Source organism: Chryseobacterium sp. RLHN22 (assembly GCF_051011795.1).
In the GTDB taxonomy this organism is placed as follows: Bacteria; Bacteroidota; Bacteroidia; order Flavobacteriales; family Weeksellaceae; genus Chryseobacterium; species Chryseobacterium zhengzhouense.
Genome location: NZ_JBPCHW010000007.1, coordinates 102,597 through 116,526 on the forward strand (window position 1 = coordinate 102,597; position 13,930 = coordinate 116,526).

Consider the following 13,930-nt stretch of genomic DNA (forward strand, 5'->3'; position numbering starts at 1 on the left):
AAAATTTTCTTTTCAATGTTTTTACTGCTGGTTATCTTTTCGTGCAGCGAAAAAACAACAAACAGAAGTTCAGATTCAAGAAACGAAGAAATTACATTTATTGGTTTATCAGACGCCGGAGGACAATTAGGTTATTACAGAGTCATTAAAGTTTCCAAAGATTCCATTCATTTTGAAAGTGGACAAACCGCTAATAACAAGCACGAAGAATGGCATTCTGTCATAAAGCCGGAAACATGGAAAAAACTGGTTTTCTGTTTTAAAATAAAAAATTTAGACAGCATAGAAAGTTCACCGAGTATTCAGGCAATCGACGGAATTGACGAGAGTTTTCAAATCAAAACCAGTAAAAAGTCGCACGTTTACGTAAACGCACACAGTGATATTCATTACAATCAATTTAACTGTTTCAAACAAGAACTTTTAAAAATTATTCCTCAGAAATATCAATAGGAAGTTTTCATTTTCAATTAATTCAAACATTTACAAATCCAATGCAGGAAAATTTTTCACTAAAACCCTTTAATACTTTTGGTGTAGAGGCAAAAGCAAAATATTTTATTGAGGTAAATTCTATTGATGAATTAATTGAAGCTGTAAAATTTTCAAGTTCTAAAGCTCTACCTCTTCTTTTTCTTGGGGGTGGAAGTAATATTTTATTTACAAAAGATTTTGACGGATTAGCTATTAAATTAAATTTGAAAGGAATTTCTGAAGAAATCCTAAATGAAAATGAAGTTTTAGTAACCGCTAAAGCAGGTGAAAACTGGCATGAGTTGGTCCTATTTTGTCTTAATAAAAACTATGGCGGGCTGGAAAACCTCTCCCTGATTCCCGGAAATGTAGGAACTTCACCGATGCAGAATATCGGAGCGTACGGAACGGAAATCAAAGATGTTTTTGTTCAGTGTAAAGTTTTAAATCTTGGAACTCTCGAAGTTGAAACTTTCGATCTTGAAAAATGCAGATTCGGGTATAGAGATTCTATTTTTAAGCAGGAAGGAAAAGGAAAATATGTGATTCTGGAAGTCAGTTTTAAATTAACGACCAAAAACCATTCTATTAAAACAGAATATGGTGCGATCAAATCTGAGCTTGAAAATTTAGGAATTACCCATCCTACTATTCAGGATATTTCAAAAGCGGTTATCAATATCAGACAGAGCAAACTTCCTGATCCTAAAGAAATTGGCAACGCGGGAAGTTTTTTTAAAAACCCAACAATTCCTTTAACTCAGTTTGAAAATTTAAAAGAGCAATTCCCTAATATTCAAGGTTATCCGAACGGAAATTTTGTAAAAGTTCCTGCAGGATGGCTGATCGAACAATGTGGCTGGAAAGGAAAACAAATAGGAAATGTTGCCTCTCACAAACTTCAGTCTTTAGTGATCATCAATACCACCGGAAATGCAACCGGTAAAGAAATTTTTGATTTTTCAACATTAATAATAGATTCTGTACAAGAAAAATTCGGTATTGAACTGGAAAGGGAGGTAAATATTCTTTAAACGCTTACTATTTATCATCTGACATTTGTCATTTATTTTAATTTATTCTAAATAAGCTTTGTTTCGGCAGATATAATTGTTATTTTTGCGGTCGCTTTGCTTTTAGAATAACTAAAATAATGATGATCAGGCTATTAACTTTCGTAACACTATTTTTCTTCGGTTCCCAATTCTTATTTGCTCAAAATGAGAGATTGCAATTAAGCTTAAATATATCCGGAGAAAATCAGCAAAAACTAAAAAATGTATCTGTAAAAAGTTCTGAACAAACTACAGTTACAGACGATAACGGAAATGCTATACTTAATTTAAGTGAAGGAAAGCATCACCTAAAAATATCGCATTCTAATTATCAGGAAAAAGAGGTTGATGTCACGCTCAACAATTCTAAAAGCTTAAATATTCAGCTACAGCCCATTAATCAGCTTGAAGAATTGATCATGTTTTCGAAAGAAGACAAGGGCTTAACGACAAAATCGGTTATCGACAGAAAAGCAATGGAGCATTTGCAGCCATCAAGCTTAACCGATCTGATGGAACTATTACCCGGAGGATTGGCAAAAACACCCAATTTAAGTTTCAACAACAGACCTATGCTTCGTGAGAACAGAGGTGGATTTACATATAGTACCGATAAATATAATACTACTGCTTTAGGAACTCAATTTATGATTGACGGAAATATTATCAATTCTAATGCAGACATGCAGGTTTCTTTAGACAACAGGCAGTTCGGTGAAGGTCCGATGGCAAGAGAAACCGTAACGACAGGAGTTGACATGAGAACAATTTCTACAAACGACATCGAAAAAGTAGAAATCATCCGAGGGATTCCGTCGGCATCTTATGGTGATCTGACTTCCGGAGTGATAAAAATTGAAAGAAAAATTAACGAATCTCCTCTACAGGCAAGATTCAAAGCAGACGGCTTCAGCAAGCAATATTATGTTGGTAAAGGTTTTAAAATCAATGACAACTGGCAAATAAGCGCAGGCGCAGATTTTTTAGATTCAAAAGCAACTCCGACCGATGATTTTGAAAATTATCAAAGAGTAACTGCGTCCATACGCTCAAAAAAGAAAGGTAATTTATGGTCTAATCCAATAGAATGGCGCTCAACAATAGATTTTTCATCTAATATTGATTCTAAAAAATATGATCCGGATAACGGAACGCCGGATATTGACAAATACAAACAAAGCAAGACAAGAATTAACTTCACAAATAACTTCATTTATAGTTTAGATAAAAACTTATTTTTTGATAAAGTTATTTTAAACACCGCAATCAGGCAGGGATTTGAAAAAATAGATCAGACGAAATTAGTGCAGTTATCTGGTCCCAGAGCGTTTTCTTTAGCAACTGAGCAAGGTGAAAATGTGGGAATTTTTCCGGTTTTAAGATACATAAGCGATTTTTCCACAGAAGGGAAACCTTTAGATATTACCGCAATGCTTCAAGCAACAGGTACAAGAAATACTTTTGGAGTTTCGCATCAGTATGAAGCCGGTTTAGACTGGAGATATTCTAAAAACAACGGAAGAGGTTTAATTTACGATATGAACTCTCCTTATGCTGTCTCATTTACCAATTCCAGACCAAGACCTTTTAATGATATTCCGGCTTCCAATTTACTGGCTGCCTTTTTGGGAGACCAAATGAGCTATGAGATTAATCAGCATAAATTTACGTTATACACCGGCTTAAGATTTTCAAAGCAATTGGGAATTGACAATTCTTACGCCATCAGCAAAAAGGTTTTTGTAGAACCTAGACTAAATCTACAATATAATCTTCCGCACTTAATGATCAACAATTCTCCTTTAAAAACAGATATTACTTTAGGATACGGACAATTTTATAAACAACCTACTCTTTTAATGCTTTATCCTAACCGAGAATATTGGGATTATACACAGCTTAATTATTATCATAACGACGCACAATATCGTTATGTAAATTTCATGACGTATGTGCAAGATCTTACCAACAAAAATATTGAAGCAGCAAAAAGTGTTAAAAAAGAAATCAGACTGGATTTCTCCTATAAAAACCACAATCTATTCATTACCTATTTTAATGAAAATATGAGCAATGGTTTCCGTCAAATGCTACACACAGTATTGCACACTTATAAACAATATGACGCAACACAGGTCGACCTTTCACAATGGAATAACGGACCGAATCTGGTAGATGTTCCTTATACCGAAAAAAAAATAAATGCATCTTACAATTTAACCGAAAATGGAAGCGCCACATTAAAAAACGGTATCGAATTCGGCTACACTTCACCACGTTTTAAAGCGATTAACACAAGATTCACTCTAAGCGGTGCTTATTTTAAAACACAATACAGAAACTCAATTCCTGTAATTGAACGACCATCATCATCGGTTGGACCAGATGGATATCCTTACTATGGAATCTACCAAAACGATAACGGATATGTAAACTCCAACATGAATTATAATTTATTCATTGATACATATATCCCTAAAATGGATTTAACGATTTCTGCATCGTTTCAGGGAAGCTTTTTTGATTATCGAAGAAATGACCAGAGAATCGCAGAGCCAATCTCTTATTACGGAATTGACGGAATTATTCGCCCTTTCACAGAAGCAGACAAAACAGATACTTATAAACAATGGTTAGTAAGAAATGTTTCTGTAACTGATAATCTCCCCACAAAGCTAACTTTCACATTAGCAGCAAATTTAAAAGTTACTAAAAGTATTTATAAAGATATTAAAACATCCATGTTCGTCACAAGGATTTTTAATTACAGTGCACCTTATTATTTCAACAATATGCTGATTGAAAGACGGGGAAGCAATACCCCCTATTTCGGAATGGAATTAACCTACAATTTTTAATACAATTTAAACAAATAGAAAACGACATGAAAAAGAGAGTTTTATTATTAAGCCTAGCCGCGGCATTGGTAACAGGATTTACTGTAACATCTTGTTCAAGTGATGATGATTTTGGAGTAACCGCAAAACAAAACGGAAAACTAACTTTGAATTTCACAGGAGAAGGAATAACCTCATATAAAGGTATCAACGTAGAAATAATGGAGTTGAATACCGGTAACATTATAAAACAATCTTTAGAATCAGGTGTAACATCCTTTACATTTGATATCCCTTACGGTTCTTACAAAATTACAGCAAATGGTGTTGTCATTATGAGCAATGAAGAAACAAGAGCTGCAGGAGTTGGACAAACCGATTTATCCTCACCTTCACAGGCACTTACTATCCACTTACATGCACAAAAGTTCCATGAAGATTTTATTATTGAAGAAGTATTTTTCACGGGGGTAAGAACGCCGGATAATAAAAACTATAATTCGAGTCGTTATTTCAAAATTACCAACAATACCTCAAAAACTTTAGATGCAGCAAATTTAATTATTGGTCAATCAAACTTTTATACTACCTCAGATGATAATCCTACACCCTATAACACAAATTACTATTTTCCAGTCAAAGGAGTTATGATTCTAACCAGTAACACTCCTAAATTAGTACAACCAGGTGACTTCATTGTTGTTGCAGATAACGCAATAGATCATTCTCAAAATACTCCTACTGCCTATGACCTTCATAAAGCAGATTGGGAATTTCCATCTACTAATCCTGCTATGGGACAGGTAGACAATCCTAGTGTCCTAAATGCAGACATTATATTTTCCACAACAAATTTCAATATGTTCCTTTTACATAACAGAGGATTTGAAAGCTACGTGATTGCACGTTTTCCAGCGGGTGAAAACAAGGAGACATTTTTGCAAAATCAAAAATATGATTATACTTATGTGAATAGTGCAGGACAAGTTACGGCAAGAAGCAGATACAGCATTCCCAATTCTTGGATTATTGACGGGGTGAATAACAGCATTCCTACAAACTTTGTACATACATTAACCTCTGCAAGTATTGATTCAGGATGGACTTCTGTAGGAGCAACCGATAGCGACGCCAACCGTTACGGTAAATCGGTAAGACGTAAAGTAAGCGGACAAATGAGCAACGGTAGAAATATATACACCGATACAAACAATTCTTCAAACGATTTTACAAAAGATGCCGTACCAAGCTTAAAAGACGGTATTGTACATTTACATTAATAAAAGTATTACACAATACTCTAAATTATGATTAATATAAAACATTCATTACTTCTACTGGTTACAGCTTTTGCTACTATTTCCATAAAAGCGCAAGACAGTATCTCGCTTTACAAGAAAATCAATAATCAGTATAGTATTGAAAGAAATTTTATCAATCAGTTTTACTATAATCCGGCTGCGATGTCGGGTTATAGTTCTTCATCATTTTCTGAGTTCAAAGTTGGTTATCACGATGAAGATAAAAAAATCTTTCGCCAGCAATTGGGAGCCGGAGAAAAAGGCTTATCCATCAATGCAAACTCTTATTTAAAACTCAACTCCAAAACTGCAGTTTGGGGAAATGCCGGTTATCAGAATTTAAAGAAAAAAACATTCCGCTGGAACGAAAATTTAGATTACGAGAGAATTGCGCCTTATGTCACAGCAGATTCTGTTGGCGGAAACTTAAATTTAGAAAGATACTTCTTTGCAGGAGGTTTATCTCAAAAACTTAATGACCGATGGACTGTAGGAGGAGAAATAAATTATACAGCACAGCTTGGCTATCGTACACGAGATCCCCGATTAAGAAGTACCACTTCTGATTTAAATATCAATGCTGGAGCAAACTACAGAGTTTTCAGGCAATACGAAATCGGTTTGTTTGGAACATTCAATAAATACACACAAAACAGTTCGCTCAACTTTCAGAGCATCTTAGGAAAACCGTTCGTATACCAAATGGTAGGATTGGGAATTTCCAATTATTTTTTCAGCGGTGGCATAAATCCTTCACAAACGTTTGAAGAATTTGGTTATCGAGGGGGGATTCAAATTTCAAACAAGCAGGGGAAAGACTTTTATATTCAGCTTTCAGCAGGACGCTCCAACAATATTAAAAGTCACAGCGACACCGCAACATCAACCTCTTTTGAAATTTCGGAACTCGAAAATAAAAATCTGCAATTTGAGGGAGCCAAGTTTTTTAATCTTGGAGAAAAGCACAGAATCGGTTTATTAGGAAACTACATAGCCATTGTAAGAACCGGATCCGAGTACGGATATTCAGTAAATACCAATGCAACTGAGCTGATTTTTAAAAGACAATCTTATCGTTCTGAAAACTTTTCAGGTTCTATCAAAGGGCTTTATCAATACAGTGAAGAAAATTTCAACGTGAGTGTTTCGCCGTTTTTTGGATACGAAGAAATTAAAGAAAGAAATCTTTACCCGAATTCAGGACAAAAATTTGAGTATTCATATTTTGGATTAAACGCAAATTACCGTCAGCAAATTAACTCTTCACAAATGATTTCGATTGAACCCTATTTTTCAAAAAGAATGGTTAACAAATCAATCAATGCATTGTCTACATTAGGAAATGCCGCCATCAACAGCTGGATTTTAGATGATTTTAATTTTCAGGCAAGCGATATTAGTACTTTCGGTGCCAATTTAAGATATGACATCAAACTCGAGAAACTTCCTGCGTTCTTTGTCAGCGCACAATATCAGTCGCAAAAGATTCAGAAAAAAAACAATAATTTCGTCGGCGCAAGTTTAGGAATTACATTTTAATAAGACTCGGCTTAAAAATCTTAATCAAAACCAATTTATTGGTTCTTAAAATTAATAATAGTCAGTTCTAAAATTCTTAATGGTTAAAAAAAATCATCAAAAAAAAAGAATATTTATTTTAAAAATGAAAAAAGGAATTTATTTGAGTTTGGGATTAATTTTATTTATTCTTTGGAGTTTTACTTCTAAAGTAGGGAACGAATTATCAAACATTCCGGATCCAACCATTGAAGACATAGTAAAAAGCTACAAAAAAGCCATCACAGAATGGCCAAAACCCAATATTGACAAAGGGGTAAAATGGTCAGAATTTGCTCCTATTAAAAGTGATTCCGCCTATTTTACCGAACAGGAAAAAGACAATGTTATCTTAGGAAAAATGCTTTTTTTCGATCCTAAATTATCCCAATCCAATCAGATTTCCTGCAGCACGTGCCACGATCCGGAAATGGGTTGGTCAGACAGAAGACGTGTTGCTCTAGGAAACAATCATCTCTTAGGAAACAGAAATACCATTTCATTATACAACATCGCCGAAAGAACATCTTTTTTTTGGGACGGAAGAGCAAAAACTCTTGAAGAACAAGCTTCCGGTCCGCTTGGGGCCCATCACGAAATGGCAATGGATGTGAAAACGCTTCCAGCAAAAATTCAGAACATTAAAGGTTATCAGCAGCTTTTCAAAAATGCTTACGGAACAGAAAAAGTGACGTATGATAGAATTGTGAAAGCCATTGCCGATTTTCAGAAAACCATTAAAAGTCAGCCAAGCCGTTTCGACAGATTTTTAGAAGGAAAATACAGTTCTTTGACGGATGAAGAAATCTACGGAATGCATATTTTCCGTACCAAAGCTCGCTGTATGAATTGTCACAACGGTCAATATCTTACCGACGAATCTTTCCACAATATCGGTCTGACGTATTATAAAAGAAAATACGAAGATTTAGGCTTATACAACATTACCAAAAAAGCTGAAGACGTAGGAAAATTCAAAACGCCGCAGTTAAGAGACTTAACGCTTACTCAGCCGTGGATGCACAATGGACTTTTTGATAATCTTGAAGGTGTGGTCAATATGTACAACAGCGGAATGCACCAAATCGACCCGACTCCCGAAAAAAAATCGGCAGATCCGCTTTATCCTTCCACCGATCCTTTATTGCAGAAATTAAATTTAACAAAAGAAGAAACAAAGGCTTTAGTTTCTTTCTTGGAGTCACTATCCGGGACAAAATATAAAATGAGGAGACCTGAATTTCCGGTGGAGTAAAAATTTCAATAAACCATTGTGTTTTTTTTTAAAATTTTGTCTTTCGAAAATAAATGAAACAGCTTTGTTTATTCAGTATATTTTTTTTTAAAATTCCTTGTCTACCATTGCATTTTTTAATCACGATCAAATCCCAAGTTTTTAAATAGAATCCGTTTTAAGATAAAAATAGAATTTCATCCAAAAAGAGATTCATTTTAACTATCTTTAGGACAAAATTCCAAACAGTACACAAATATGAAAATCGCCATCATCGGAGCCGGAAATATGGGTTTATCTTTTTCAAAATCATTTTTGAAATATGAATTAATAAAACCTGAAAACCTTCATCTCATCACTAGAAATCAATCTAAAATTCAAAAAATTTCAGAAGAATTTCCAAAATCGAAAATTTCTTTATTTGAAAATTTAAATGCAATTGATGCAGATTTAATCATTATCGCTGTAAAACCACAGGATTTCCAAAATACCGCTGAAAACATACAATTTTCATTCAAGGAAAACCAGATGATTTTATCGATTATGGCAGGAATTAAAATTGAGAAAATTCAAGATTTATTAAATCATAAACTGGTTGTAAGAGCAATGCCCAACTCTCCTACCCTTCTCGGAATGGGAATCACGGGTTATACTTCTGCACAAGGAATTTCTTTTAATCAACTGATGAATATCGAAAGATTGCTCAACAGTACAGGAAGATCGGTTTATCTGGAAAACGAAGAACTTTTAGACGGCGTTACTGCACTTTCAGGGAGTGGACCAGCCTATTTCTATTACATTGTTGATGCGATGATTAAAGCCGGAACAGAAATGGGAATTGATGAAAATCTTTCCAAACTTTTTGTAAAGCAGACAATGTTGGGTGCGTATCATTTGATTAATAATTCACAAAAAATTTAGAAGAATTAATAAAAGATGTTGCCTCAAAAGGAGGAACAACCGAAGCTGCACTGAAAACTTTCGATGAAAATAATTTTAAACAAATTCTGCAAAACGGGATTTTAAATGCCGAGAAAAGAGCAAAAGAATTAAACGGATAAGTTTGTTTTCAGCTTAAAATAAAGTAAGTCTCTCGCAGATTTTACAGATTTTGTAGATTTAATATTGAAAGAATCTGCGTAATCAGCAAAATCTGCGAGAAAATAAAAAGGTCTTTATTTTTTTGACTATTCAACTACAAATTTGGTGAATTTAATTTCAAGCATTCTTTTAATTTGCCATCCAAGAAAAACGCCAAACGTATTCAGAATAATATCATCCACCTCAAAAATCCCTAATCGCGTAAAATATTGAAGCGCTTCTACTATTACAATTGCCGAAATAAAAAACAGAATATTTTCTCTTAAACCCTGAAGACGCGGAAAAACCCACCCTAAAAAACCGAAAGGCATAAACATAACGACATTTCCCACAACGATTTTGATGATTTCAAACCAGCTGATTGTATTTTCAATAAAGCCTAATGTTGCAAAAAGTGGCTCTACCCTGATTACATGATCTTCATACTGCGTTCTTCCCATTCCGAAAAACATCAGATAGAGCAAAAAAACAGTGAAAGGGAGAATGGTAATTTTATAAAATTTCTTTAACATCAATTGCAAATTTATTCATTTCAAAAACATTAAATTTGTATGTTAAACCAATTTAATGAAATACGTTTTACTTACGCTCATTTCAGCGATGCTGCTTTCGGTTTCCTGGCCGACTTACGGAGTTCCGTTTTTTTTATTTTTTGCCTTAGTTCCTCTTTTGATGATGGAACATGATGTTTCTAAGTTTTCAAAATACAAAAGAAAAAGCTGGGTGATATTTGGGCTTTCCTATTTATGCTTCGTTATATGGAATGTAGTGACAACAGGCTGGTTGTACGGTTCGAAAAATCCGGACGGTAGCCATTCGATGATGGCGGTTTTATTTCCTGTTTTGGTTAATTCCTTTTTATATTCATTGGTTTTTCAGTGTTATCATTGGTATAAAAATGCTCAGGGAACATATTGGGGAATGGCTTTTTTTGTAGCCATATGGATGAGTTTTGAAAAATTCCACCTCAATTGGGAACTTACGTGGCCTTGGCTGAATCTGGGAAATGCTTTTTCAGATTATCCTAAACTGATTCAGTGGTACGATACTTTAGGAGCAACGGGCGGAAGTTTCTGGATTTTAATCATCAATTTACTGATATTTTATACGGTAAGAATCTGGCAGGCAGGAAGAAAAAGAAAAGATTTAATCATCAATATTTCAGCAACAGTAATTTTGATAGGTGTTCCGATGATTATCTCGTTGATAAAATTTAATCAGTTTAATGAAAAACCAATTGGTGAAGTGAATGTGCTCATGCTTCAGCCTGAACTTGACCCTTATAATGAAAAGTACCAAAAAGACAGCATCACGATTCAGAACGATCTTTTGTCTTTGGCAGAAAACAATACTAAAGGTAAAATTGATTATTATATCGCACCCGAAACAGCGATTCCGGGAAGCGGTTCTATTTCCGAAACTGCGTTTGAAAAAAGCTATTTACTGAACAATGTTAAAGGTTTTCTTGCCAAACATCCGGGTTCGGTTTTTGCAACAGGTATTTCTTCACACCGTTATTTTTTTGGTGAAAACAATCTGCCCAAAGACGCCTACCAAATCAATAACGGCGTTTGGGTAGAACGTTACAATACAGCCGTTCAGATTATCCCTAATCAGAAAGTAGAGGTTTACCACAAAGGAAAACTGGTTCCGGGCGTTGAAATTTTTCCGTACATGAATGTTTTAAAGCCTCTTTTAGGCGATGCAATGATTAATCTGGGTGGAACTGTCGCCTCTTTAGGAACAGACAAAGAACGGGTAGCATTTTCCAATCCTTTTAATAAAGGAAAAATTGCCCCGATTATCTGCTATGAAAGTATTTATGGTGAATTTGTAACCGACTATGTAAAAAAGGGCGCCAATTTTCTAGGAATTATGACCAATGATTCATGGTGGGGTGTTACAGAAGGTCACAAACAGCTGCTTTCTTACGCAAAACTGAGAGCCATCGAAACCCGTCGGGAAATTGCGCGTTCTGCAAATAGTGGCATTTCTGCACATATTAATGCAAAAGGGGAAATTTTAGAAGACACATTTTATGGTGATAAAACTGCCTTATTTGCAAAGATAAAACTTTACGAAGGTGAAACATTTTATGTAAGAGCCGGTGATTTCCTTTCGAGGGTTTCTATTTTCGCCTTAGGATTTTTGCTGTTTTACTATTTAATCAAAAGATTTCAGAATAAGATGGCTTCCAAAAAGGCTTAGCTTTCATTTTCAAAATTATAGGAAGAAGAAATAAAGAAATAATTTTGCAATACACTTGTCTATTAAAAAAATTATTCGTTATTTTGCAACCTCAAATATTATACAAATAAGAACATCGAGATATGTCAAGAATTTGCCAGATAACAGGAAAGCGTGCAATGGTTGGTAACAACGTTTCTCACGCTAATAACAAAACGAAGCGTCGTTTTGAAATTAACTTATTGGAGAAGAAATTTTACCTTCCAGAGCAAGATAAGCACGTTACTTTAAAAGTTTCAGCTCATGGATTGAGAGTAATTAACAAGATTGGAATCGAAGAAGCTATCGAAAGAGCTACTAGAAACGGATTGATTAAAAAGAACTAAATCATGGCAAAAAAAGGAAATAGAGTTCAAGTAATCCTTGAATGTACTGAGCATAAAGAAAGCGGTATGCCGGGAATGTCTAGATACATTTCTACAAAAAATAAAAAGAACACAACTGAAAGATTGGAATTGAAAAAATACAATCCTGTTCTTAAGAAAGTAACCGTACACAAAGAAATCAAGTAATTTATAAAATATAATTTACCATGGCAAAGAAAGTAGTAGCAACTCTACAAACCGGGTCTAAAAAAATGACTAAAGTGGTGAAAATGGTGAAGTCTTCTAAATCAGGAGCTTACGTTTTCGAAGAAAAAGTAATGAATGCAGACGAAGTTGACGGTTATTTGAAAAAATAATCTGGTACTTTATTTACAATATAAAAACTACTCATTTTTTGGGTAGTTTTTTTGTTATCTTTGCTTTTAATCTTGTTGGATGTTGGATGTCTGATGCCAGATGTTACATTATGATTGTTAACATCTAACTTCCAACATCCAGCATCCGACATTAACTAAATTCCGAAAATTCATACATGAGTTGGTTTAAAAATATTTTTAAAAAAGAAGAAAAAGAAACATTAGACAAAGGTCTGGAAAAATCAAACCAGGGTTTCTTTGAAAAAATGACAAAGGCCGTAGTCGGCAAAAGCAAAGTAGACGATGAGGTTCTGGACGATCTGGAAGAAATCCTCATCGCTTCAGACGTGGGCGCTTCTACAACCATCAAAATCATTGAAAGAATTGAAGAACGTGTAGCGAGAGACAAATATGTTGGTGTAAACGAGCTTGATAAAATTCTTCGTGAAGAAATTTCAGGTCTTTTACTGGAAAACCCACACAGAGGAACAGGAAATATCGACACTTCGAAGAAGCCATATGTCATCATGGTTGTTGGCGTAAATGGTGTTGGGAAAACTACAACGATCGGAAAATTGGCTCATCAGTTTAAATCTGAAGGGAAAAAAGTTGTTTTGGGAGCAGCAGATACGTTCAGAGCAGCAGCTGTTGACCAGCTCGTGATCTGGAGTGAAAGAGTTGGCGTTCCGATCGTAAAACAGGAAATGGGCTCAGATCCGGCTTCCGTTGCTTTTGATACAGTTCAAAGTGCAGTAGCTCAAAACGCTGATGTTGTAATCATCGATACAGCAGGAAGGCTCCATAATAAAATCAATCTGATGAATGAGCTTTCTAAAATCAAGAGAGTGATGCAAAAAGTAATTCCTGATGCCCCCCATGAGATTTTATTGGTTCTTGACGGTTCTACGGGGCAGAACGCTTTTGAACAGGCAAAACAGTTTACAGCAGCAACTGAAGTAAATGCTCTAGCGGTAACAAAATTAGACGGGACCGCAAAAGGCGGTGTCGTTATCGGAATTTCAGACCAATTCCAGATTCCGGTGAAATATATTGGTGTAGGTGAAAAGATGCAGGACCTCCAGCTTTTTAATGGTACAGAGTTTGTAGATTCATTTTTCAAAAAGAGGTAAGAATTACCTTTCGAAAATAAACACAATACTAACTTTAAAAAAATTTAAACTATGGGAATTTTAACATGGATTATTTTTGGTCTTTTAGCAGGTGCTATTGCTAAAATGATTATGCCCGGAAAGCAAGGTGGCGGATGGCTAATCACCATTATTTTAGGTATCGTAGGAGCATTTATTGGCGGATTAATCGGAGTTTACGTTCTTCATTGGGGAGATGTAGATTCTTTCTGGAATTTCAGAAGCTGGGCTCTTGCCATTGGAGGCGCATTGATTGTTCTTTGGCTTTACGGAATGGCTACAAGGAAGTAAAAT

At 34.9% G+C, this 13,930-nt stretch carries 15 protein-coding genes; 14 read left to right on the plus strand and 1 reads right to left on the minus strand.

Going from position 1 to position 13,930, the window contains the following annotated elements; translation table 11 throughout:
* The first annotated feature begins 15 nt into the window (after window positions 1-15).
* The 8 genes from ACR1PN_RS09225 (at window position 16) to ACR1PN_RS09260 (ending at window position 9,519) form a co-directional block, all read left to right on the plus strand.
* Window positions 16-453: a hypothetical protein gene (locus tag ACR1PN_RS09225; protein ID WP_433979799.1), complete on the plus strand. Its 438-nt coding sequence runs from the start codon at window positions 16-18 to the stop codon at window positions 451-453.
* Window positions 454-494: 41 nt separating this feature from the next.
* Window positions 495-1,508 (plus strand): UDP-N-acetylmuramate dehydrogenase, encoded by a 1,014-nt coding sequence (gene murB, locus ACR1PN_RS09230; RefSeq protein WP_433979800.1) that lies wholly within the window; start codon window positions 495-497, stop codon window positions 1,506-1,508.
* 122 nt (window positions 1,509-1,630) lie between these two features.
* Window positions 1,631-4,387: a TonB-dependent receptor gene (locus ACR1PN_RS09235; RefSeq protein ID WP_433979801.1), complete on the plus strand. Its 2,757-nt coding sequence runs from the start codon at window positions 1,631-1,633 to the stop codon at window positions 4,385-4,387.
* A gap of 26 nt (window positions 4,388-4,413) precedes the next feature.
* Complete coding sequence (locus ACR1PN_RS09240; RefSeq protein WP_433979802.1) at window positions 4,414-5,646, plus strand: DUF4876 domain-containing protein; 1,233 nt, start codon at window positions 4,414-4,416, stop codon at window positions 5,644-5,646.
* A gap of 27 nt (window positions 5,647-5,673) precedes the next feature.
* A complete protein-coding gene (locus tag ACR1PN_RS09245) occupies window positions 5,674-7,206 on the plus strand; it encodes a DUF6850 family outer membrane beta-barrel protein (protein ID WP_433979803.1) in 1,533 nt (510 codons plus the stop codon).
* Window positions 7,207-7,330: 124 nt separating this feature from the next.
* Window positions 7,331-8,479 carry a cytochrome-c peroxidase gene (locus tag ACR1PN_RS09250; protein ID WP_433979804.1) on the plus strand — a complete coding sequence of 383 codons (1,149 nt, stop codon included), beginning with the start codon at window positions 7,331-7,333 and terminating at the stop codon, window positions 8,477-8,479.
* Window positions 8,480-8,716: 237 nt separating this feature from the next.
* Window positions 8,717-9,379 carry a pyrroline-5-carboxylate reductase family protein gene (locus tag ACR1PN_RS09255; protein ID WP_433979805.1) on the plus strand — a complete coding sequence of 221 codons (663 nt, stop codon included), beginning with the start codon at window positions 8,717-8,719 and terminating at the stop codon, window positions 9,377-9,379.
* A gap of 50 nt (window positions 9,380-9,429) precedes the next feature.
* Window positions 9,430-9,519: a hypothetical protein gene (locus ACR1PN_RS09260; RefSeq protein WP_433979870.1), complete on the plus strand. Its 90-nt coding sequence runs from the start codon at window positions 9,430-9,432 to the stop codon at window positions 9,517-9,519.
* A gap of 126 nt (window positions 9,520-9,645) precedes the next feature.
* Here the strand turns inward: ACR1PN_RS09260 and ACR1PN_RS09265 are convergent, their stop codons facing one another.
* The gene (locus tag ACR1PN_RS09265; protein WP_433979806.1) at window positions 9,646-10,071 is read right to left on the minus strand and encodes a VanZ family protein; all 426 of its coding nucleotides are present in this window, start codon (window positions 10,069-10,071) and stop codon (window positions 9,646-9,648) included.
* 55 nt (window positions 10,072-10,126) lie between these two features.
* Between ACR1PN_RS09265 and lnt the strand changes: the two genes are divergently transcribed.
* From lnt to ACR1PN_RS09295, 6 genes are all read left to right on the plus strand, one after another.
* On the plus strand, window positions 10,127-11,767 hold the full coding sequence (lnt, locus tag ACR1PN_RS09270) for an apolipoprotein N-acyltransferase (protein WP_433979807.1): 1,641 nt from the start codon (window positions 10,127-10,129) through the stop codon (window positions 11,765-11,767).
* Between the two features lie 122 nt (window positions 11,768-11,889).
* A complete protein-coding gene (rpmB, locus tag ACR1PN_RS09275) occupies window positions 11,890-12,132 on the plus strand; it encodes a 50S ribosomal protein L28 (RefSeq protein WP_002976757.1) in 243 nt (80 codons plus the stop codon).
* 3 nt (window positions 12,133-12,135) lie between these two features.
* Window positions 12,136-12,318: a 50S ribosomal protein L33 gene (rpmG, locus tag ACR1PN_RS09280; RefSeq protein WP_027379950.1), complete on the plus strand. Its 183-nt coding sequence runs from the start codon at window positions 12,136-12,138 to the stop codon at window positions 12,316-12,318.
* A 20-nt stretch (window positions 12,319-12,338) separates the two neighbouring features.
* The gene (locus ACR1PN_RS09285) at window positions 12,339-12,488 is read left to right on the plus strand and encodes a DUF4295 family protein (RefSeq protein WP_065722020.1); all 150 of its coding nucleotides are present in this window, start codon (window positions 12,339-12,341) and stop codon (window positions 12,486-12,488) included.
* Window positions 12,489-12,664: 176 nt separating this feature from the next.
* The gene (ftsY, locus tag ACR1PN_RS09290; protein WP_378183278.1) at window positions 12,665-13,618 is read left to right on the plus strand and encodes a signal recognition particle-docking protein FtsY; all 954 of its coding nucleotides are present in this window, start codon (window positions 12,665-12,667) and stop codon (window positions 13,616-13,618) included.
* Between the two features lie 51 nt (window positions 13,619-13,669).
* Window positions 13,670-13,927 carry a GlsB/YeaQ/YmgE family stress response membrane protein gene (locus tag ACR1PN_RS09295; RefSeq protein ID WP_378183275.1) on the plus strand — a complete coding sequence of 86 codons (258 nt, stop codon included), beginning with the start codon at window positions 13,670-13,672 and terminating at the stop codon, window positions 13,925-13,927.
* The last annotated feature ends 3 nt before the right edge of the window (window positions 13,928-13,930 follow it).

Excerpts from the sequence above, each read along its gene's own strand:
- ACR1PN_RS09295 (WP_378183275.1), top strand. The coding sequence starts at position 13,670 with ATGGGAATTTTAACATGGATTATTTTTGGTCTTTTAGCAGGTGCTATT.
- ACR1PN_RS09240 (WP_433979802.1), top strand. The coding sequence starts at position 4,414 with ATGAAAAAGAGAGTTTTATTATTAAGCCTAGCCGCGGCATTGGTAACA.
- ACR1PN_RS09250 (WP_433979804.1), top strand. The coding sequence starts at position 7,331 with ATGAAAAAAGGAATTTATTTGAGTTTGGGATTAATTTTATTTATTCTT.
- ftsY (WP_378183278.1), top strand. The coding sequence starts at position 12,665 with ATGAGTTGGTTTAAAAATATTTTTAAAAAAGAAGAAAAAGAAACATTA.
- ACR1PN_RS09245 (WP_433979803.1), top strand. The coding sequence starts at position 5,674 with ATGATTAATATAAAACATTCATTACTTCTACTGGTTACAGCTTTTGCT.
- rpmG (WP_027379950.1), top strand. The coding sequence starts at position 12,136 with ATGGCAAAAAAAGGAAATAGAGTTCAAGTAATCCTTGAATGTACTGAG.
- lnt (WP_433979807.1), top strand. The coding sequence starts at position 10,127 with ATGAAATACGTTTTACTTACGCTCATTTCAGCGATGCTGCTTTCGGTT.
- ACR1PN_RS09255 (WP_433979805.1), top strand. The coding sequence starts at position 8,717 with ATGAAAATCGCCATCATCGGAGCCGGAAATATGGGTTTATCTTTTTCA.
- rpmB (WP_002976757.1), top strand. The coding sequence starts at position 11,890 with ATGTCAAGAATTTGCCAGATAACAGGAAAGCGTGCAATGGTTGGTAAC.
- ACR1PN_RS09225 (WP_433979799.1), top strand. The coding sequence starts at position 16 with ATGTTTTTACTGCTGGTTATCTTTTCGTGCAGCGAAAAAACAACAAAC.
- ACR1PN_RS09265 (WP_433979806.1), bottom strand. The coding sequence starts at position 10,071 with ATGTTAAAGAAATTTTATAAAATTACCATTCTCCCTTTCACTGTTTTT.
- ACR1PN_RS09285 (WP_065722020.1), top strand. The coding sequence starts at position 12,339 with ATGGCAAAGAAAGTAGTAGCAACTCTACAAACCGGGTCTAAAAAAATG.
- murB (WP_433979800.1), top strand. The coding sequence starts at position 495 with ATGCAGGAAAATTTTTCACTAAAACCCTTTAATACTTTTGGTGTAGAG.
- ACR1PN_RS09235 (WP_433979801.1), top strand. The coding sequence starts at position 1,631 with ATGATCAGGCTATTAACTTTCGTAACACTATTTTTCTTCGGTTCCCAA.